The organism is Persicimonas caeni (assembly GCF_006517175.1).
Lineage (GTDB): Bacteria > Myxococcota_A > Bradymonadia > Bradymonadales > Bradymonadaceae > Persicimonas > Persicimonas caeni.
This window is the reverse complement of record NZ_CP041186.1, coordinates 1378347-1399643: the sequence shown is the minus strand read 5'-3', so window position 1 is coordinate 1399643 and position 21297 is coordinate 1378347. Positions and strand designations below refer to the sequence as shown.

The 21297-nt window shown below is 65.6% G+C and carries 12 protein-coding genes; 6 read left to right on the top strand and 6 right to left on the bottom strand.

The window, feature by feature from the left end; translation table 11 throughout:
* Nucleotides 1–2: 2 nt before the first annotated feature.
* Both FIV42_RS05155 and FIV42_RS05150 read right to left on the bottom strand, forming a co-directional pair.
* Complete coding sequence (locus tag FIV42_RS05155) at nt 3–2168, bottom strand: hybrid sensor histidine kinase/response regulator (RefSeq protein WP_168210426.1); 2166 nt, start codon at nt 2166–2168, stop codon at nt 3–5.
* 159 nt (nt 2169–2327) lie between these two features.
* On the bottom strand, nt 2328–2927 hold the full coding sequence (locus FIV42_RS05150) for a c-type cytochrome (protein ID WP_168210425.1): 600 nt from the start codon (nt 2925–2927) through the stop codon (nt 2328–2330).
* 198 nt (nt 2928–3125) lie between these two features.
* Between FIV42_RS05150 and FIV42_RS05145 the strand changes: the two genes are divergently transcribed.
* Entirely contained in the window at nt 3126–3878 is a 753-nt protein-coding gene (locus FIV42_RS05145; protein WP_141196636.1) for a hypothetical protein, read from the top strand.
* Here FIV42_RS05145 and FIV42_RS05140 read toward each other — a convergent pair whose 3' ends face one another.
* Entirely contained in the window at nt 3879–4772 is an 894-nt protein-coding gene (locus FIV42_RS05140; RefSeq protein ID WP_141196635.1) for a ribose-phosphate pyrophosphokinase, read from the bottom strand.
* Nucleotides 4773–4777: 5 nt separating this feature from the next.
* Nucleotides 4778–6322 (bottom strand): thymidine phosphorylase family protein, encoded by a 1545-nt coding sequence (locus tag FIV42_RS05135; RefSeq protein ID WP_174769488.1) that lies wholly within the window; start codon nt 6320–6322, stop codon nt 4778–4780.
* 533 nt (nt 6323–6855) lie between these two features.
* Between FIV42_RS05135 and FIV42_RS05130 the strand changes: the two genes are divergently transcribed.
* From FIV42_RS05130 to tnpA, 5 genes are all read left to right on the top strand, one after another.
* Nucleotides 6856–10581: a serine/threonine-protein kinase gene (locus tag FIV42_RS05130; protein ID WP_141196634.1), complete on the top strand. Its 3726-nt coding sequence runs from the start codon at nt 6856–6858 to the stop codon at nt 10579–10581.
* 208 nt (nt 10582–10789) lie between these two features.
* On the top strand, nt 10790–12607 hold the full coding sequence (locus tag FIV42_RS05125; protein ID WP_141196633.1) for a lamin tail domain-containing protein: 1818 nt from the start codon (nt 10790–10792) through the stop codon (nt 12605–12607).
* A gap of 200 nt (nt 12608–12807) precedes the next feature.
* Nucleotides 12808–15510, top strand: a complete 2703-nt coding sequence (gene mutS, locus FIV42_RS05120; RefSeq protein ID WP_141196632.1) for a DNA mismatch repair protein MutS — start codon at nt 12808–12810, stop codon at nt 15508–15510.
* The gene (locus tag FIV42_RS05115) at nt 15507–17273 is read left to right on the top strand and encodes a sugar-binding protein (protein WP_141196631.1); all 1767 of its coding nucleotides are present in this window, start codon (nt 15507–15509) and stop codon (nt 17271–17273) included. Before mutS ends, FIV42_RS05115 begins: the two co-directional genes overlap by 4 nt.
* A gap of 581 nt (nt 17274–17854) precedes the next feature.
* Nucleotides 17855–18376, top strand: coding sequence for an IS200/IS605 family transposase (gene tnpA, locus FIV42_RS05110; protein WP_141196630.1), 522 nt, complete (start codon nt 17855–17857; stop codon nt 18374–18376).
* A gap of 269 nt (nt 18377–18645) precedes the next feature.
* Here tnpA and FIV42_RS05105 read toward each other — a convergent pair whose 3' ends face one another.
* Both FIV42_RS05105 and FIV42_RS05100 read right to left on the bottom strand, forming a co-directional pair.
* Nucleotides 18646–19167, bottom strand: coding sequence for a gamma carbonic anhydrase family protein (locus FIV42_RS05105; protein WP_141196629.1), 522 nt, complete (start codon nt 19165–19167; stop codon nt 18646–18648).
* 231 nt (nt 19168–19398) lie between these two features.
* Nucleotides 19399–21282 carry a serine/threonine-protein kinase gene (locus FIV42_RS05100; RefSeq protein WP_141196628.1) on the bottom strand — a complete coding sequence of 628 codons (1884 nt, stop codon included), beginning with the start codon at nt 21280–21282 and terminating at the stop codon, nt 19399–19401.
* Between the last annotated feature and the right edge of the window lie 15 nt (nt 21283–21297).

Genomic DNA, 21297 nt, shown 5'->3' with positions numbered 1-21297 from the left:
CACTAAGCCGAGAGGCGCTCTTTGGTCTCTCGGACCTGCTCGCTCAAGACCGTTTGCAGCTTGTCGATGTCGAAAGGCTTGGCGACCAGCGGGCGGCCGCACGAGGCGACGAACTCACGCGAGCCGTTGGTGAACGTGCCGCCCGACATGAAGACCACCCGCTCGGCCAGGTGCGGGAAGGCGGCTTCGAGCGTCTCGTAAAACTCCATGCCCGACATCTGGGGCATGAGCAGATCACACAAGATGACGTCGTAGGTCTGCCCGCCTCGCAGCCACTCCACGGCGGTCGCGGCCGACGAGGTCGCGTCAATCTCGAAGTTAGACAGGGCGCGCTCGAGGGTGCGCAAGATCTTCTCCTCGTCGTCGACGATCAGCGCGTGGCCGAGCTTGGTGGACGAGTCGACGGTGGGTAGCGGGCGGCTGGTGTCGGCCGGCGCGTACTCGGTGCTCGGCAGGCGCACCTCGAAGGTCGTCCCCTTGTCCTGCGCTGTCTGAAAGCAGATCTCGCCGCCGTGGTCGTGCACGATATTCTGGGTGATGTAGAGGCCCAAGCCCATGCCGTCGCGCTCCCCCTTGGTGGTGAAGAAGGGGTCGAAGATATGCGACTGGATATGCGCGGGGATGCCCGTGCCGGTGTCGGAGACCCGCACGATGACCGTGTCGTCTTCGCTGGTGACGCTGACGCGAATCTCGTTGTCGTCGTGATGACCCGCCGGCACCGCGTGAGCGGCGTTGACGATGAGGTTCAAAAAGACTTGCCCCAACTGAGAGTTGTCGCCGCGAACGGCCGGCACCTCGCCGAAATCGGTGACCAGGCGCGCGCGGTGCTTGATCTCGTTTTGGGCCATCTTGGTGCACGAGTCGAGCAGCGCCAAGATGTCGACCGAGCCGTCTAGGTCCGCGTCTTCCTGCTCGCGAGCAAAGGCCCGCAGGCTCGACACGATGGCGCGAATGCGCTCGGCCCCCTCGGTGACGTCGTCGAGCACCTCGCGCAGCTCGTCGTGGTCGAGCATGCTGTCGGCCGGCGGTTGCCAGTTGTCGAACGCGCCTTGCTCGAGCTCGCTGAGCAGCAGCGTGACGTTGCCGGTCATGAACGCCAGCGGGTTATTGATCTCGTGGGCGACCCCGGCGGCCAGGGTGCCCACGGCGATCATGCGGTCCATCTGCATCATCTTGGCTTGCAGGTGCTTACGCTCGGTCACGTCGCGGAAGTTGACAAAGACGGCGGGCTCGTCGCCGAACGGTGCGACGAACGAGCGCGTCTCCACGTCGATTTTGGTGCCATCCCTTCGGATGCGCGTGCCCTCGCGCACCTCGCTGGCCGCGTCGCCGCTCAACAGCGCCTTTTCGTGTTGTCGGCGCTGCTCGAGCTCGACGGCGGGAATCATCTTGTTGGGATCGACCCTGCGCAGCTCCTCGAGCGTATAGCCCGACAGCTCGACGAACGCCGGATTGACGTAGATCGGCTCGTCGTCACGAAGCACCAACAGCGCGTCGGGGGAGCGCTCCAACAGTGTCTGGAATCCCCGGTGCGATGCCTCCAGGGCTTCTTTTTGGGCCTCGGTGAGTGAGCGGGCGAGCCACTTCTGCAGGCGCGCGTTCAGGAAGTAGAGTAGCGAGTTGATCGAGACGACGGCGACGGGCACACCCACTGCGATGACCGGCGAGTTCTCGTCGAGCATGTCGGGAAAGTCGGCGATATATTGCTCGATCCCGTAGAAGCCGAAGCACGTGGCGATGCTCAACAGCGTCCAGGCTCCGCCTGCGCGGTAGCCGGCGAAGATCATCGCGATGACCGGCGGGCAGAAGAGCCAGACCAACGCCTCGGGGCGCAGTCCGCCTGCGATGGCAACCATGGCGCACAGCGACAGGTAGGCTTGCAGGGCGAGGATGTGCCCGGCGGTGGCCACCGAGTACCCCAGATGGAGCGCAACCGGCGGCGTGAGCACGGCAACGGTGCCCACCAGGGTCGGCACACAGAGCCATTCGTTGCCGCTGAACCAGAAGATGAGCGTGAAGAGCAGCCCGAGGACGGCCGAGCCGGCGCAGGCGAACAGAAGAAGCTTGGCCTGTTGCGCCTCAATGGTGTCGGCGCTGCGCAACTCGTCGGGAAGCCGCCGCGTGAGCAGTCGGTCGAGAGGTGCGAGCGTGAAGAATTTTTGAGCCATGATGCCGCTCGAGACGCAAAGCGTATGCTGCGTTCGCCGCATGAAGCGCTCTGCCGGGCCGACAGGGTAAACGCGCTTTGCGGCGTCAAAAGCAAGTCTAACTGGGCAGGCCCATCGAGGCAACAGGGGTTGCGCATCTTTCTGGCGCGCGGCGTGGGCTCAGTGGGAGTGCATGTGGCCGTCGTCGTGGTGGGGTTCGTCGGTCGGTCCGCCGCCTGTTGGCTGGTCCTGGGGCGCTTGCTGGTCGTGCCCCCCCTGCTTGGCCAACTCGGCGTATCGCTCGGGCGACATCTCGGGGAATTGACTGACCGCCGCGACGACACTCCACAGGTCCTCGGTGGAGTGGTCGGGCGCCCAGGCGGGCATCCCCGACATTTCGATGCCATGCTTGGTAATCCAGAAGACCGCCGCGGCAGACCACTCTTCGGCGGCGTGAGTCATCTCGGGCGGCTCGGGAGTCATGTGCTCGGCGAAGGTGGCCCGCTCCTTGCCCGGCGCGCCGTGGCACATCACGCACATCGAGTCGTAGTGAGCCACGCCTTTGGCGACGCGTTCGTCGGTGACCAGGTTGGCGGGCACCTCGACCTCGTCGGCCCGGTCGGCCACGGCTTCCTCCATGGTGGTCCCGAACACCCACTCCTTGAAGGCGCTGTTGGCGTCGTTGGCGGCGATGGGAAACAGGCCCGAGTAGATAAAGGCGAGGGCGAACAGCGCTCCTGCGACGAGCAGCGCGACGGCGGTGATCAGGCCCTGTTTCATAATCTTGTCTCCGGTTTCTACCTCACGAGCGAGCCGAACGGGCGTCATGTCTAAAGCTGGGGCGCTCGCCAGTGTCGTCAACACCTCGCATGGTTGCTTGGATGCAACAAATTGTGCATGTTGGACGACACGAACGACCCGATGCGGCCGCTATGGAGTGGCCGTCACACACTGATGAACTCCACCGGGAGACAAATGATGAAGATGAAGAGTCTGTTGATGATGTTGTTGCTCGTCCTGACCACCGCCGCCTGTAGCTCGGGCTCGGAGGCTGCCAAGGACGACGAGCAGGTCGCTACTCAGAAGGCCGCCCAGACCGAGACCGAGGACGCCAAGGAAGATGCCGACGCCGAAGATGCCGAAGCTGAGACCGCCGAAGCCGACGCGCAGGCTGCCGACGAGCAGGCCCAGGGCGAGATGGCCGGCAAGAAAGGCAAGAAAGGCAAGAAGGGCATGATGGCGCACTGCCCGATGGCCGTCGAAGGCACCAGCGTGACCGCCGAGAACATGGAAGGGGGCGTGGCGATGGTCTTCACGACCACCGGCGACGTCGCCGAGCTGCGCGAGCGCGTGGAGTGGATGGCCAACCACCATGGTCAGATGCACGGAAAGGGCCAGATGAAGGGCCACGGCAAGAAAGGCCATGGCAAGATGCACGGCAAGAAGAACGGTCAGGGCCAGATGAAGGGCCAAAACAAGATGAAGGGCCACGGCAAGATGAAGGGCATGATGGCCCAGTCGACCGTGACCACCGAAGAGGTCGACAACGGCATGAAGCTCGTCTTCACGGCCAAAGACGAGGCGCAGGTTCAGAAGCTCCAGCAGCACATGAGCCAGCACGTCGAGCGCGTCAACGCAGGCACCTGCCCGATGAAGTACAACAAGTCGGCCGACGACAAGCCGGCCAATGATGAGGCGACCAAAGATGAGGCAACCAGCGAAGAGAGCTGATTAACTCTCGAGCACCGAGCGCACCGCGGCGGCCACAGGCCCGCTCAGATCGATCTGGTTGGTCTCGTGGGCCACCGTGTTGGTCGTCACGATGCGCTCGGCGCCCGCCTCCAGGAGGCGTTTCTCGGCGTCTTCGGCCAAGATGCCGTGCACACCCACCACCACCGGCGGCTTCATGCCCGCCTCGCGCAGGTGCCGGATCGTCTCGATCATCGTGTGCCCCGTGCTGATGATGTCGTCGAAGAGCACCGGCGTATGCTCGCGCCACTGCTCGACCTCGGGCACCGACACCTCGACGTCGCGATCGCCGCGACGCACCTTCTCGAGCACCACCGACGGTGCGCCCGCCTTGCCGGCCACGTCGGCCACCCACTGCTCACTCTCCACATCCGGTCCGATCAAGAGCGGACGCTCGATATGCGCTCCAATCCACGCGGCCACCAGCTCCGCGGCGTGCACCACTCTGCTGTCGATCCCGTAGATCTCGTCGAGGGAGTCGTAGCGGTGCAGGTGCGGGTCGACGGTCACCAACCAGTCGACGTGCGTGCTCGCCATTTTGGCAAAGTAGCGCGATGTGATGCCCTCGCCGGGCTGGAAGCGCACGTCCTGGCGCATGTAGGCCAGGTACGGGGCGACGAGCCCGACGCGCTCGGCGCCCAGATCGTGCAGGGTGTCGGCCAAGAAGAAGAGCGGCAGGACCTTTCGGTCGGGGCCGTCGAGCGAGCAGACGATGATCGTCTCGCGTCCTTTGCACGCCTCTTCGACGCGTACGTAGGTCTCGCCGTCGGGGAAGCGGCGCAGCGTGGTCTCGCCCATGGGGGCGTCGAGGTGCTCGCTCAGGGCCCGGGCGAAGCTCTCCTGGCCGGGAAGCGCAAAAATCAGGGGCGCGGACATAGGTACTACTCCAGAGTGATGATGCCGTCGTGCTCGGCGACGTAGGCGAGCGCGTAGTCGAGCTCGCCGGGGCTTTCGGCGTGCAGAGTAAAGAGCGGCTCGCCTTTGGCAACCCTCGTTCCGAGGCGAGCGTGGAATTCGAGGCCGGCGGCCGGGTCTTCGGGGGCGCCGGCGAGCTTGGCCGCGCGGGCCAGGCGGCGGTTGTCGACGGCGACGACCGTCCCTGCGCGCTCGGCGACCACGTCGTGCTGGTGGGCGGCCACCGGGGGCTCGTGCAGGCCGCCCTGGGCCTCGCAGATCGCCTGGAACTTCGCCCAGGCGCGGCCATCGTCGAGGATCTGGCGGGCGAGCTCTGCGCCCTGACCTTCGGCCACCTTGCCCGACAACTCGAAGATCTCGGCGGCCAACTTCACCGCGCGCCCGTGCAGGTCGGCCGGCGCGTCGGGCTGACCCTGCAGCACGGCGAGCACGTCGCGCGCCTCGAGCGCCGGGCCGATGCCGTGGCCGATGGGCTGGGAGCCGTCGGTGGTGACCACCTTCAGGTTCAGGCCCATCGGCTCGGCGACCGCCTCGAACATGCGCGCGAGCTTCTGGGCGGCGATGGGCGAGCGCACCTTGGCGGTGGGGCCCACGGGCATGTCGATGATGACGTGGGTCGAGCCGGCGGCGATCTTTTTGGAGAGCACCGAGGCGACCAGTTGCCCCTCGCTGTCGATGTCGAGGGCGCGCTCGACGCGGATCAGAATGTCGTCGACCGGGCTCAGGCGCATCGCGCCGCCCCAGGCGATGCAGCCGCCTTCTCGTTGGACGACCCGGCGGATGTCGGCGATGTCGAGGTCGACGTCGGTCAGCGTGGCCATCGCGTCGGCGGTGCCCGCAGGCGAGGTGATCGCGCGCGACGACGTCTTCGGGATGGTCAGGCCGTAGGCCGCCACGATGGAGACCACCAGCGGGGTGGTGCGGTTGCCCGGAAGTCCGCCCACGCAGTGCTTGTCGACGACGACGTCGGCGTTCCAGCTCAACTGCTCGCCGACGTCGACCATCGACTGGGTCAGCGCCACGATTTCACCGTTGGTCATCCGGTCGCCGGCGCACGCGGCCAAAAAGCCGGCCAGGTGCACGTCGGCGAAGCGCCCGTGCACCATGTCGCGCATGATCGCGTGCATCTGCTCGGCCGACAGCGTCTTGCCGTAGATCTTGGCGCGGATATGGCTGAGCGACTCGAGCGGGCGCGGGTGCGACAACTCGGCGTGCGCGCCCTCGCGGGGCTCGAGCAATTTCCACGCCGCCTCCGACAGCCCCGCCTCGTCGAGCGACAAGAGCTCGTCGGGAAAGAGCGCGGGCTCGACCACGTTGAGCGTGGCGATGATGGTGCGCTCACCGACGGTGATATTGATGCGCGACTGCGCCTCGAAGCCCTCCGAGCGACACACCGGGCAGTCGCGGCGCATATAAATGATCGGCTCCTGGTGGGTGTCGATGCCCAGTCGGCGCACGCGCACGGCGGGGGCGGCGAGGGTCGGGCAGGCTTGCGTGGTGGTGTCGTTCACGAGGTACAGCTCTTCGGTCGGTGATGATGGCGGCGACGGCCGTATGATCGCCGCAGCGCGGGTGCTTATCAAGGGGTCTTTTGGGTCAGCACCGCCACGAATACAGTCTTTGGGTGAACGTTTGTTTAGTGTTGGCCGGTCTTGGAGGGCTCTAGAACACTTGCGAGACCGGTCGACCAGTCTCCAAAGTGTTCTGGAGGTCTTCCGAGCGACATCGACCGCTCTCTCGAGGGTTCACGAGCCTTCGACTTTTCTGGTCGACCGCTCTTTCGAGTGTTCACGAGCGCCGATTTTTCTGGTCGACCGCTCTTTCGAGCGTTCACGAGCCCTCGTTTTTCTGGTCGACCGCACATTCGAGGGCTCGCGAGCCTTCGACACTGCGGTCCGGTCGCGTTTTCGGAGTTCGCGAGCCCTCGCGGCGTCGGTCGAGTCGAAGACCCAGCGTTTGTGCGGGCAAACTGGCGTTTCTTGTTGAGATAAGCTAGGTTTTTCGGCTCGCCAACCGGCGGGTGGTACTTCTCAGAGTAGGTCGCATGCGTCATCTAGGCTCATTCAAGTTGCACAATCGTCTCGGGCGAGGCGGCATGGGAGAGGTTTGGCGTGCCGAGCACGAGCCCACCGGCGAAGTATTCGCGGTCAAGGTCATCCGCCGCGGGTTGGGCAACGCGGGCAAATATATGCGCGCCTTCGAGCGTGAGGTGCGCGCGACTGCGCGCCTCGATCATCCGGGCGTCGTGCGCATCGTCGACTACGGGGTCATCGAGCCGTCGACCGGCGCCATGTCCGGCTGGAACGTGGGCACGCCTTGGTTCGCCATGGAGTATGCCTCGCAGGGCAACCTCGAGAACCTGATGCGCTACATGACCTGGTCGACGGTCAAGAGCGTGCTCGTCTCGGTGCTCGACGCGCTGGCCCACTCGCACGCTCGCGGGCTGGTCCACCGCGACATCAAGCCGTCGAATATCCTGCTCGACGGTAGCGGCGAGCATGTGCGGGTGTTGTTGAGCGACTTTGGCCTGGTCCACGCCGTCGGGCGCGGCGGCGCCGGCGAGCCGTCCCACACCCAGGAGCGCTCGGGGACGCCGTCTTATATGGCCCCCGAGCAAGTGCGCGGAGATTGGCGAGATTTCGGCCCGTGGACCGACCTGTACGCATTGGGCTGTGTCGCCTACGAGCTGGCGTGCGGCCGTCCGCCGTTCGAGGCCAACAACGCCCCGGGCATGTGGCTCAAGCATCTGGAGGCGCCGGTGCCGCCGCTCGAGGCGACCATCGGCGTGCCCGACGGCTTCGAGCGCTGGTTGCAGCGGTTGTTGGCCAAGGAGCCCGCCCGGCGATTCCAGTGCGCGGCCGACGCGGCCTGGAATCTGTTGTTGCTGGGCGACGTCGACGACGAGTCGTTGGACGTTGAGTTCGGCGGCGTGGCCAGTCACGCGGACGCGAAGACCTGGACGCATCTGCCGGGCCCCATATCGCCGGATAAGATGTCGCCGGATAAGATGTCGCCGGATAAGATGTCGCCGGGCGACGTTTCACCGGTCGACAAGACCGCAAGCCTCAGCGGGGCGCCCGCGCCGCCCGTGCAGACCACCCGGGCGCTCGACTCGCTGCTGTCGGCGCGCACCGACGGCGTGGGGCTCTGGTCGCAGACGAGCCACGGCGAGGAGACGAGCGCGCCGTTTTCGTCGCGTCCGACGACCGGCCGCAAGCGCATCGACCCTCGGGGGGTGTCGTTTTCGGACCACGCCATCGTGCCCGATTACGAGATGCCGGCGCTCGCGCGAAGCTGGCATACCGAGGCCGACGCGGTCGACGTACGCCGGCGCGGACGCACTTCATTGGGGCTGCTCGGGTTGCGCCGCCCGCCGCTGGTGGGACGCGAGCGTGAGCGCGATGTGTTGTGGGGTGAGCTGAGCCGTGTCTTCTCGACGCGCACCACCCGGGGGGTGATCGTCGGCGGACCCGCCGGGGTGGGCAAGGCGCGCGTGCTGGGCTGGTTCGTCCAGCGCGCCCAGGAGGTCGGGGCCGCCAAGGTGCTGCGCATCCCCGAGAGCGAGGCATCCGGGGCGGGCGACGCGCTGCGCCTGGCGCTTTGCGACCACCTGCGCACCTGGGGGCTGTCGCGCTCGGAGTGTCGTCAGCGCATCCAGACCTATATCGACGAGCGCCTGACCACCGACGACCCCGAGATCGTCGAGCTGCTCGAGCGGGTCGACGTGCCCGCGCTCGCCCAATTGATGACCCCATCAGGCGCGCGGCGCGCCGCCGACGAGCCGGCGTTTCACTTCAGCGAGCCGACCCAGAAGTGGAGCGTGATCGCGCGATTCCTGACCCTGGAGGCCGCGTTGCGCCCGCTGATCGTGTGGATCGACGGGGCCAACTCGCAGAGTCAGTCGCTCGACCTCGCCCGCTACCTGCTGGTCCAGGAGCACCTGGCCGAGATGGGCTGCATGATCGTCATCTCGCTGCGCGATGCGCAGGCCGTCGAACTTCAGGGCACCGGCGGCCGGCTGGCCGAGCTGGTCGGCCACGACGCGGTCGTCGAGTTGCCGCTCGAACCGATGGGCGACGCCGAGCAGCGCCGGGTGGTCGAAGATCTGCTCGAGCTCCACCCGGACCTCGTCGACCGAATCCACCGGCACGCTCGCGGCTCGATGCTCTTCGCGGTGCACCTGGTCAATCACCTCGTCGAGCGCGACATGCTGCGGCGCTCCGAGCGCGGCTACCGACTCGCCGACGCCGAGCAGCCCTTCCCGAAGGACTTCGACGAGTTGTGGCAGGCGCGCCTCGATCAGTTGATCGGCGCGTTGCCCGGTACCGGTACCGACACGGGGGCCGACAAGGTCTGGGCCGCCCTGGAGGCCGCCGCGGCGCTGGGCGAATCGTTTAGCCGCGAGGAGTACGGCGCGCTGGTCGACACGCTCGAGCTGACGGTGCCCGAGCGTCTTTGGGACGAGCTGTCGAGGCAGGGCTTGGCCAGCGCGACGCCCACCGGCTGGCGCATGGCCGAGGAGTCGTTGCGTCACATGCTCGAGAAGCGCTCCAAGCGCGTGGGGCGCTGGGCGCCGATCAACGCGGCGGTGGCGAGGCTCCTGGTCAGCGAGGGGCTGTCGGCCAACGCGATGCAGCGGCGCGCGCTGCACCTGCGCCGGGCCGGCTTTTGTGAAGCCGCCCTCGAGCCGCTGCGCGAAGCAGGGCGCGAGCTGATGCAGGAGGCGAGCTTCGAGCAGGCCCGCACGTGCCTGAACCAGTATCGCGAGCTGGTCGACTCGCTGCAGCTCGATGGCAACGACCCTCGGCGCACCGCCGATTTGGCGTTGCAGGCCGAGATTGCGCGCATCATCGGCGACCCCGGCGAGGCGCGCCGCTGGGTGGGGCTCTTTTTGGAAGAGGCGGCCTACGTCGACGACCCGACCGGGTTGGGCACGGTCCTCTACGTGTTGGCCGAGCTCGACCGCCTCGACGGAGAGGTCGAGCGCGGCGCGTACTTCTACGAGCACGCCGCGCACCTCTTCAAACGCGTCTACCACGTCGAGGGGCAGGTGCGCGCATGGAGCGGCGAGGCATGGATGCGCGGTTTCGCAGGCGAGCTCGAGCAAGCCGAGGCGCTGTTCACCCATGCGATCGACACAGCGCGACAACTGCCCACGCGGCCGGTGCGCGCCGAGCTGGCCTGGTGTTATCAGGGGCTGGCCGAATTCGCTTGGATTCGCGGCCAACAGGGCAGGGCCGCCCAGTACAATCACCGGGCCGAGCGGCTGGCGCGCGCGGTGGGGGCGCCGGTATATATCGGCATGGCGCGCAGGCTGCAGGCCGACTTAGCGCTAGAGCGCGGCGACGAGCAGGAGGCGTGGATCGGCTATCGCAGCGCGCTCGACATGCTGCTCGCCGTCAACTCCCGGCTGGCCGACCTGGCGCGCACCGGCGCGGTGTTGGCGGCGATGAAGGCCGAACGATTCGACGAGGCCGACGAGCTGTTGGCGCCGCTCGAGCGGGTCACTCGCATCGACGGGCGCTATACCTACCGGCTGCTGTTTCACGTCATGCAGTTGCCGTTGCTGGCCCACCGGGGCGATATCGGAGCATGGGACGTCGAATTCGCCCGAACGCAGCAACTGCTCGACGAGATGTCGTTTATCTTCCCGTATGTCCCGCAGGCCCTCGAGCTGGCGGCCGAGCTGCTCGAGGCGGCCGGGCATCACGAGCGCGCCCAGCGTGCGACGAATGTCGGTCGAACGCAGTGGCGTCGGCTCGGCCGGTGAACGCCAAGGCGTGACGCCTGTCTGACGGGATCCTCTCCAAAAAGTCGCCTTTCCTTCTTGCTATCTGTCTCTGTGTTACAACTCTGTTAGGATTGTGTTTTTAATCCAACCGCGGCTGGACCTTCGCCGGGTGGATGATTATGGTCCGCCCGAAGTAGAGGGAGCGGTTTAAAACCGATTTACGATTTTTATTCTAGATGAGGTTGTTATGAAAATGTTGGAGCGTCACAAGACGACGCGAAAGCTGCTTGCAATTTTTGCCGTTGTCGCCCTCGTGGGCGCCAGCGCTTGCGGCGACGACGATGAGCCTGGCAATAACACGAATAACGCCGCGGACGTGGGCGTGGACGCTGACGAAGACGCCGGCGAGGACGTCGGCGAGGACGTCGGCGAGGATGTCGGCGAGGATGTCGGCGAAGATGTGGCCGAAGACGTCACTGAGGACGTCGAAGAGGACGTCACCGAAGATGTCGGCGAGGACGTCGCCGAAGATGTGGTCGAGGACGTCGAAGACGACGTCACCGAAGATGTCGGTCAAGACGTCGAGGAAGACGTCGAGCAGGATGTCGAAACCGACGCAGGCGGCGACCCGACTCCGGGAGCCGGCGACCTGGTGATCACCGAGGTCATGCAGAACCCGAGCGCGGTCAACGACAGCGACGGCGAGTACTTCGAGATCTACAACGCCAGCTCGCGTACTCTCGAGCTCAACGGCGTGGTGATCAGCGATGCGGGCGCCGACTCGCACACGATCACCGACCCGAACAGCGATCCCATCGAAATCGCGCCCGACACCTACTTCGTGCTCGGTGTCAACGGCGACACGGCCACCAACGGTGGCGTGACCGTCGACTACGTCTACCCGCAGTCGGAGCTGAACCTGTCCAACAGCGACGACGAGATCATCCTGACCAACGACGCCGGCACCGAGATTGACCGCATCGAGTATGACGGCGGCACCGACTGGCCCGATCCGTCCGGCGCGTCGATGCAGTACGGCGCCGAGTTCACCCTGGCGGCCACCGACAACGACGACGGCACCAAGTGGTGCGTGTCGCGCGACGCGCTGAGCGGCGGCGACACCGGCACCCCGGGCGCGGCCAACGTCGACTGCACGTTGCCCACGGCGACCATCAGCATCTACGACCTGCAGGACCCGAGCAGCGCGAACCATCCGCAGCTCGGCCAGCCGCTCGACATCAACGGCGTGGTCGTCACCGCGGTGAGCAGCGACACCATCTGGGTCCAAGACCCCACCGGTGGCGAGCGTAGCGGCGTCGCCGTCGACATCACCAACGTGACCACCACCGCTGCAGTCGGCGACAACGTCGACGTCGAGGGAACCTACGCCGAGGCCTTCGGCGAAGTGACCACCATCGAGGCGACCTCGATCGCGTCGAGCAGCGCCGGCGCCACGATCACTCCGGACGTCATCAACGCCGACATCCTGGCCGACCCGGCAACTGCCGAAGCCTGGGAAGGCGTGCTGGTGACCTTCGCCGAGCCAGCCGTCACCAACGAGAACCCCGACGCTGCGAACAACGACTTCGGCGAGTTCCGCGTCGACGGTGCCGTGCGTGTCGATGACGCGCTGTTCGACTACGACACCAACGCCACCAACCCGACGAACTGCGACACCTTCTCGACGCTGACCGGCGTGATGCACTACAGCTTCGGCAACTTCAAGCTGCTGCCGCGTGACGCCGCCGACTTCGGCACGCCCAACGCGGTGACCTCCAGCGGTGCCTCCGCTGCGGTCTCCATCTCGGCGGGCACGGGGCTGACCCCGGCCGACATCTGCGTCGACAACGGCGGCACGGTCACCTGGACCAACGGCACCACCTCGCCGCAGACGGTCACCGAGCGTGACCCGGTCACCGACACCGTCGTGTCTGCTCCGGGCATCGACCTGCAGCTGACCGCTACCGCCGGTCAGGCCAGCGAGACCTTCTCGACCAGCGAGACGCTGCACTACACCAGCAGCAACGACACCTCGCTGCTCGGCCGCGTCATCGTGCTCGAGTAGTCTGCTCGTTAGCTAGCAAGTTGATTTGCTAGAAACTCGCAGCCGAAAGCCCCCGGATGGTTCGCCGTCCGGGGGCTTTTTTTGTTGCGATTGACGCCCCGCAAGTTCCAATGCCACTCTGTCCGCGCGTGGCGGTTTTCGCCGCTCGAACACCACCCACGCGACCCGATGGAACACGACCAGGAAACACGACAGGTTGTATGAAGCTCACACCGATGATGCAGCAGTACATGGACGTCAAGGAGCGCTACCCCGACGCGGTCCTTTTCTTCCGCCTTGGCGACTTCTACGAGATGTTCTTCGAGGACGCCGAGGTCTGCTCGCGCGAGCTCGGCATCACGCTGACGGCGCGCAGCAAGGGGGCCAACAATATCCCCATGGCCGGCGTGCCGCATCATGCGGCCGAGGGCTACGTCAACCAGCTCATCGACAAGGGCTTCTCGGTCGCCATCTGTGAGCAGGTCGAGGACGCCGAGGCCGCCAAGGGCATCGTCAAGCGCGACGTGGTGCGCGTGATCACGCCCGGCGTGGTCCTGAACTCCGACTCGCTCGACGACAAGGCGCCCAATTACGTGGCCGCCATCGGCGTCAAAGGCCGCGGGGTCAAAAACGAGTACGGCATCGCCTACCTGGACGTCTCCACCGGTGATTTCCGGGTGACCGAGGTGTCGCGCCAAGAGGAGCTTCGCAGCGAGCTCAACCGCATCGAGCCGCGCGAGGTGCTGGTGCCCAAGAGCGCCGAGGCGCTGTTCGGTGAGGTCGAGCGCCACCTCGACGGCGTCTTCTTCCGGCCGCGCAAAAACGAGGCGTTCGAGCCCAAGGCGCTCTTGTCGAATATCGCCGGCGGCGCCCGGCTGAGCGGCGACATCGACCACGACGCCTACTTTCTGGAGGCGGGCCCGGTCGAAAAGATGTTCACCCACGTGCACGACTTCGGCTTCGAGTCGCCCGACGTCGTCCAACAGGCGGCCAGCGCCGTGCTCGACTATATCGTCGAGACCCAGCGCGGCATCCCCACGAACGTCCAGGAGATTACGCCGTACCACGCCCAGTCGTTCCTGGTGATCGACGAGTCGACCAAGGCGAACCTTGAGCTGACCCGCACCTTGATGGGCGGGCGCAGGCAGGGGAGCCTGCTCAGCGTGATCGACAAGACGGTCACCGCCATGGGCGGGCGCCGGCTTCGCCACTGGCTGAACTACCCGCTGGTCAGCCTCGACGCGATTCGCCGGCGTCACGACGCCGTCGAGGAGCTCGTGCGCTTCCCGGCGCTGCGCGAGGATATCCGCGAGGCGCTCGACGCGGTCTACGACATCGAGCGGCTGTGCGGAAAGATCTCGTCGGGCACCGCCAACGCCCGCGACCTGCGAAGCCTGCTGAGCACGCTGGCCATCATCCCCGAGGTCAAAGAGGTGTTGAGCGAGTGCGACTCGGAGTTTCTGGTCGAGCTCGACGAGGACCTCGACCCGTGCCACGAGATTCGCGACCTCATCGACCGGGCGGTCGTCGACGACCCGCCCGTCGAGCTGACCGAGGGCGGCTTGTTCAAGGCGGGCTTCGACGACGAACTCGACGAGCTCTTGGAGATCAGCGGAAACGGCAAGGACTGGATCCTTCGCTACGAGACCGAGCAGAAGCAGGCGACCGACATCTCGAGCCTGAAGGTCAAGCACAACAAGGTGTTCGGCTACTTCATCGAGGTCACCAAGGCGAACCTGCACCTGGTCCCCGACCGCTATATCCGTAAGCAGACCCTGGCGAATTCGGAGCGCTACTACACCCCCGAGCTCAAGGAGATGGAGGAGCGCATCCTCGGGGCCGAGGACAAGCGAAAGACCCTCGAATACCAGCTGTTCCAGGAGCTTCGAAAGCGCGTCGGCCTCGAGGTCGGCACGCTGCTTCGCACCGCCAGCCAACTGGCCAACCTCGACGTCATCGCCGGGTTGAGCGAGCTCGCCCAACGCCTCGAGTACACCCGGCCCGATATGACCGAAGAGCCGGTCATCGACATCGACGAGGGGCGCCACCCGGTCGTCGAGCGCACGCTCAAAGACGAGCGCTTCGTGCCCAACTCGGTGCGCATGGACCCCGAGCAGCGCTTGCTGATCATCACCGGGCCGAATATGGCCGGTAAGTCGACGGTCATCAGACAAGTCGCGCTCATCAGTCTCCTGGCCCAGATGGGCTCGTTCGTGCCCGTCAAGGCCGCTGAGCTGGGTGTGGTCGACAAGATCTTCAGCCGCGTGGGCGCCAGCGACAACCTCGCGCGTGGCCAGTCGACCTTCATGGTCGAGATGACCGAGGCGGCTCATATCCTGAACAACGCCACCGAGCACAGTCTGGTCATCCTCGACGAGATCGGCCGCGGCACCTCGACCTTCGACGGGTTGTCGATCGCGTGGGCGGTCGCCGAGCATCTGCACGACGAGATTCGCGCCAAGACGATGTTCGCCACCCACTACCACGAGCTCACCGAGCTGATTCGCACCCTCGACGGGGCGCGCAACCTGTCGATCGCGGTCAAAGAGTGGCAAGATGACATCATCTTTTTGCGCAAGCTCGTCGACGGCGAGGCCAACCGAAGCTACGGCATCCAGGTCGGCAAGCTCGCCGGCTTGCCCGAGCCGGTCGTCGAGCGGGCCAAGCAGGTCCTGGAGAACCTCGAGGGCGGCCAATTCGACGAGATGGGCATCCCGATGGCCGGCCGCAAGCCGGGCGAGGCGCCCGAGCCGACGCGCCACCACAACCCGAATCAGCTCACGCTCTTTCATGGGGGCGCGTCGCTGAGCCCGGGCCAAAAGGCCGCGCTCGAGACCCTCGACGAGGTGGACGTCAACTCGCTGACTCCCCTCGAAGCGCTCAACGTGTTGAACGAGTTGGTCCAGAAGCTGGAGTCGTCGTGAAGCGTTCTAATGCCGTTGTCTTAGCTCTATTGGTCCTCGCCGCTGCCGCCTCGGCGTGTTCGACGTCGAACACCAAGGGCATCGACCCGTTCGCCGCCGCCGACGAAGAAGAGCCGGCCGACATGCTCGACGCCCCGGTCGAGCGGCGCACCACCGCGCCGCGCACCGCGGGCGCTGCGACCGCCAACGAGGCGGTGTTGATGCTGCCGGACCCGCCGGCCGAGAAGTCCAAGAAGATCGACGCCGAGGTCGACGACTGGAGCCGCAGCAAGGCGCGCAAATTCGGCCAGAAGGAGCACGTCGTCGAAGGCGAGCAGTTTTGGACCGGCGGCCCCGACGCCAGCTTTCGCGTGGGCGTCGACTCCGACGCCGGCCACGTCTACTTTTGGGTCGACGTGCGCGACGACAAGGTCATCGACGCGGCCAGCGAGGACGTCATGGCCGACGGCGTCATCCTGTGGCTGCGCGACCCCAAGCTCGAAGAGATCGTCGACTCGCTGCCTGCAGGCATGGCCGAGAAGTCGAACGTGCGCCCCGAGATGGCGATCCTGTTTACGCCCGACGGCCAGTTTTGGCGCTACGACCAGACGGGCGGCAAGCTGTACCGCACCGGCATCGACGCCAAGACCAAGAAGATGAAGAACGGCTACCGCCTCGAGGCCGCCCTGAGCCTTGGCGTCCTGCAACAGGTGGCGAGCCTGCCCACCGAGAGCATCGCGTTTCGCGTCGAGGTGATGGACGGCGACGAGACCGACCGCCGCGGCGAGCAGACGCGCATGAGCATGCTGCCCGACGAGTCGGGCCCGCGCTTTGCGCTCTACAACGTCGGCGGCTGGCTCCCCTACGAAGAGGCCCAGGGCCAACCCCCGCGCCCCGGCGCGCTGGGCCGCTGGCAACTCGCCGACGGCACCTGGCGCTTCCAGAGCTTCGAAGTACGCCCGGTCCACTGGCACGTGTTGCAGGATGTGAGCGGGTTCGACAAGGCGCTGGCCAATTCGGAGGCGTTGAACGAGCTGTGCCCGGCGGCCACCAGCGAGCGCACCCTCGTCGAGGGCTACCAGTCCAGAAGCGGCAATCACCGCGCCGGGCTGGTCTACTGCGGCCCCCGCGCCCCGCGCGGCCGCTGCCCCGACGACGCCGAGTCGCACCTGTATTGGGTCCACCTGAAGCCCGGCAAACAGGGCTGGAAGCTCCACCAGTACACCGAGGTCACCGAAAAGCCCCTGCCGCAATGCGCCACGGCCCCGCGAAAGGGCGGCGACTACTACAGCGAGTTCTCGCTGCTGCCGATGGAGATGCTGGGCTCGTCGGTGTGGGGCATCGGCTTCAAGAAGACCTACTCGAGCAGCACCGAAGAGCTCGAAGAGCGCGGCATCTGGTTTGCGAACCCGAGCTCGAAAGAGCCGTACATGGGCAAAGCCCTCAACGAGCGCACCCAGGCCACCTCGAGCGAGCGCACCATCTCGCGAAGCCACGTCTACCTGGCACTCGTCGACGACAAGAAGGGCCTCGACCTATGCGAGGTCGAGCACGTCAAAGAGCAGTCGTGCAACGGGCTCAACCGCTCCTGCAAGACACTCGAGCACGGCGAGATGGTCCGCACCCACATCAAAATGTGGGCCCCGAGCAAAGGCCGCTTCGAGCCCTACCTGCTCACCAAACACAAACGCTGCAACGCCAGCTTCGACTTCTCACAACGCCGGGGCTTCATGCTGATTAACGAGGCGGGGCGTTTGGGGGCGTTGGCGTCGCCGGCGAATTGAATTGGGTTGCGGCGACCACGTTGTGGGGGGGGGTTGTTGTGGCGAGCGTGTTGTGGGGTGTGTGGTTGTTGTGGCGAGCGTGTTGTGGGGTGTGTGGTTGTTGTGGCGAGCGTGTTGTGGCGTGTGTGGTTGTTGCACCGCATGATCCCAAGGCAAGCCTTGGGGCTGCACGGGCGAGGGCTCCGCTGGGGGCAAGCCCCCGCTCCGCAACGGCGGTTGACCTCAATGGGCCCAGGCGGAGCGGCTGCTTGCTGCCCGCGGAGCCCTGCGCCGGTGCAGCCCCGGGTCTCGGCCCGGGGTGTTGATCCGCATCAACCATATGGGCCTCATTTCGGCCCCGGGGTGTTGACCCGCATCAACCACATGGGCTTCATTTCGTCCCGGGGGTTTGATCCGCATCAACCACATGGGCCTCATGTCGCCCAATTCGAACCCACCACCCCGGACAAAACCGAAACAAAACCACCCCCGCCAGAACCACCCCACACGGCGAATTCGCAGAAAACACGCAACGATTCGCCCCATCCTGCCGAAAACCATTGTAGAGCCCGAAAACAATCATCCCGACCCGGGAGACTACAATGGCAACGAAGAGCTACTGCGAGATCTACATCCATCTCGTTTGGCGTACGAAATACAGCCGCCGCATCTTGAGCGGCGACCTCGAACTATTCGTTCATCAAAGACTGCGCGAAATTGGTAAGGAGCTCGACTTGACGCCGTTGGCCGTCAATTCGGCGTGGGACCATGTGCATTCGTTCTACCGCTGGCATGCATCAACTGCGGTCGAGAGAGCCGTGCGTGTCATGAAATCGAAGACGGCGGTGGAGTGGAACAAAGGTCTTCGCAACGGTGAGCATCGTGGCGAGGAGCTGAAGTGGCAGGTCGGCTACGGCGCCGTCAGCACGTGGATGGAGGATATGCGTGTGGTCCAAAACTACGTGGATAAGCAGAAAGAGCATCATCGCGACGAGGAGGTCTGGACGCCTTTCGAAAAGGTGCGGTTTGACGAAACCCCGGAGGCGGATGATGAGGCTGTGACGTACCTGGCTGCGGTTTCGGGCGCCTCGTGGGATGGCGGCGGCCGGCGGGATGCGGGGTGATTGCCACGCATGACCTCATGCATGATCCCAAGGCAAGCCTTGGGGCTGCACGGGCGAGGGCTCCGCTGGGGGCAAGCCCCCGCTCCGCAACGGCGGTTGACCGCAATAGGCCCAGGCGGAGCGGCTGCTTGCTGCCCGCGGAGCCCGGCGCCGGTGCAGCCCCGGGTCTCGGCCCGGGGTGTTGATCCGCATCAACCACACACGCCGCAATTCGAACGAACGGCCGACGGATTGATCCGCATCAACCACACACGCCGCAATTCGAACAATTACGAATCGCGATGACGCCGCGCCAGCTCCACGTAATGCGCGGCGGAGTCGCGAAATCCCTCGATTTCCTCGTAGGACAATTCGCGCACGACTTTGGCGGGCGTGCCCATGATCAGGCTGCCGGCGGGGAAGGTCTTGCCGGGGGTGACGACGGCGCCGGCGGCCACCAGGCAGTTGTCCTCGATGACGGCGCCGTCGAGGATGATGCTGCCCATGCCGATCAGGCAGTTGTCGCCGATGGTGCAGGCGTGGACCAGCGCCTTGTGGCCGATGGTGACGCCCTCGCCGATGTTGGTGGCGTATTGGCCGCTCTCGATGTGGATGACCGTGCCGTCTTGGACGTTGGTGCGTGCGCCGATGGTGATCTTTTCGAGATCGCCGCGCAGCACCGCGTTGTACCAGACGCTGGCATGGTCGCCGAGTTCGACGTTGCCGATGACGCGGGCGCCCTCGGCGATGTAGACGTCTTCGCCCAGCTCGGGCAGGGCGCCTTCGAAGGGGAGGATGGTGTCGTCGGACATGATATTTTGTTGGGGTTGTAGGGGGTTGTTTTCAGTGGTGAAGGCCCCGCAGAGGAGCAACGACTGCTATTTGGGGCGCCTGAAATGCGGCGCAAACAACGATTTGAGGGTCGTCTCAATCCGGCTTATGTGGCGATTGAAACGACCCTCAAATTGCTGTTCCGCGGGGGCGTTGTTTGCCCTCGCCTCAAATATCAGGCGCTGCACACCTGCAAGGCCAACTCTTCTTACTCAGTCGTCGAACATGTCGCCGTACTTGTCGAGCTTGTCGAGCACGTCGTCAGGATCGCTGGCGTCGTCAGCTTCGGACTCCTCGGCGTCGTCGGCCTCTTCGGCCTCCGGGTCTCCTGCGTCCTCGGCCTCGCTCTGCTCGGCGGCCTCTTCGGCCTCCGACGCCTCGGCCTCGTCGACCTCTTCGGCTTCGCTGTCTTCGTCGGCTTCCGAGACCTCGGAGACCTCCGAAATCGACGACTCCTCGAGGCCCATCTCCGAGCTCGACTCCTCGCCGAGCCCCACACCGCCGCCTGCCACGGCGATGCCGCCGAGCTCGCCGTGCTCGATGGGGTCGGTCATGAACAGCACGCCCGAGCGGTTGTCGAGCAGGCTCATCACCTCGTCGGCGGCGTACAGGTCGGCCAGAATCTCCTCGGTGGAGTCGTAGCGGTCTTCCTGGGCGTCCATCGACATCTTGTCGAAGATGTCGTCGAGCTTGCGCGGGATGTCCGGGTAGAAGCTCGAGGGCATCGGCGAGCGTCGGCCGGGGACTTTGCCGGTGAGCATCTCGTAGAACATGATGCCCAGCGAGTAGATGTCGCTCTTGATGGTGGCGGCGTTGGGGTTCTGGAACTGCTCGGGGCTCATGTAGGCGACGGTGCCCACGCCCACATACACGTGCGCCGAGTTGCCGCCCTCGCGCTCGACGATGCTCGACAGGCCGAAGTCCGAGAGCATGGCGTTGCCGGCGGCGTCGAGCACGACGTTCTCCGGCTTGAGGTTGCCGTGGATGACGCCGGAGTCGTGGGCGGTCTTGAGGCCCGCCAGAATCTGCATGAAGTACTTGAGCGCCACGCTCAGCTTGGGCCGGTCCTCCATCTCGATGAGCCGGCGCAGGTTGCCCTTGGGCGCGTACTGGGTGACCACGAACGGGTACTCGACCTGGGTCTCGATGTCGATGACCTGGACGATATTCGGGTGCACCAGGCTCGCCTGCTGCTGGACCACGTGGGTGAACGCATCGATGATGTCGTCGCGCTTGACCCCGGCGAACACGTTGAAGACCTGGTTGATCTCTTTGAGGGCGACATCGCGGGCCAACTTGGTCTGGCTGGCGCGGTAGACCGTGCCCACGCCACCGCTTCCAAGCTCGTCTTGGCGGGTATACATCTCCGCGGTCGACGGGTTGGCGGAGATGGTCACGCCTCCTTGCGATTGTCCCTGAAGTCCTTGTCCGTTCATAGCGTCCGTTGAGTTAGGCGTTGCGTCTTGGCTGCCGGCCTCGGCGGCCGGCGCGAAATCGGGCTCGGCGGAATCGTCCACCGGGTCCTGGGTGAATCCTTGCTCGGTGAATCCTTGCTCGGTGAATCCTTGCTCGGTTGATCCTTGGGGGCCGGGGCCGTCGAAGGCCATCTCGGGCTCGACCTCGTTGGTCTGCGGGGTCGAATCCTCGAAGCCGGCCTGCTGGGCCGCCTGCTGGGCGGCTTCCTCGGCCTCGAGCTCGGCGCTGACCTCCTCGATCCCCGAGGCGATCTGGTCCAGAAAGCCGTCGTCGACTCCGTCGAGCAGCTCGTCGACGTCCTCTTCGTCGATGGCGTCGTCGCCGATATGCTCGGCGAAGGCCTCGTAGACGTCCTGCTGCCACGTCTCGGGCGCCGCCAGCGCCTGCTGGCCTCCCGACGGCACGGTCAGCTCGTCATTGATGCGGTCGTAGACCAGAAAGTCCTGCCCCTCCAAGAAGCGAATATAGCTCAGGATGTGCAGGTGGAGTTGACCGGACGTTTCAGCTTGGATGGCGTCGTAAGAGGCGGGAGCACCGGATTGCTCCCGTTGCTGGACCATCTCGAGGATCTGGCTTAGGTCCTCGACGATGTCCCCGAGGGACAGGGCGTCGTCTGACATGAAGCTGGCTCCGTG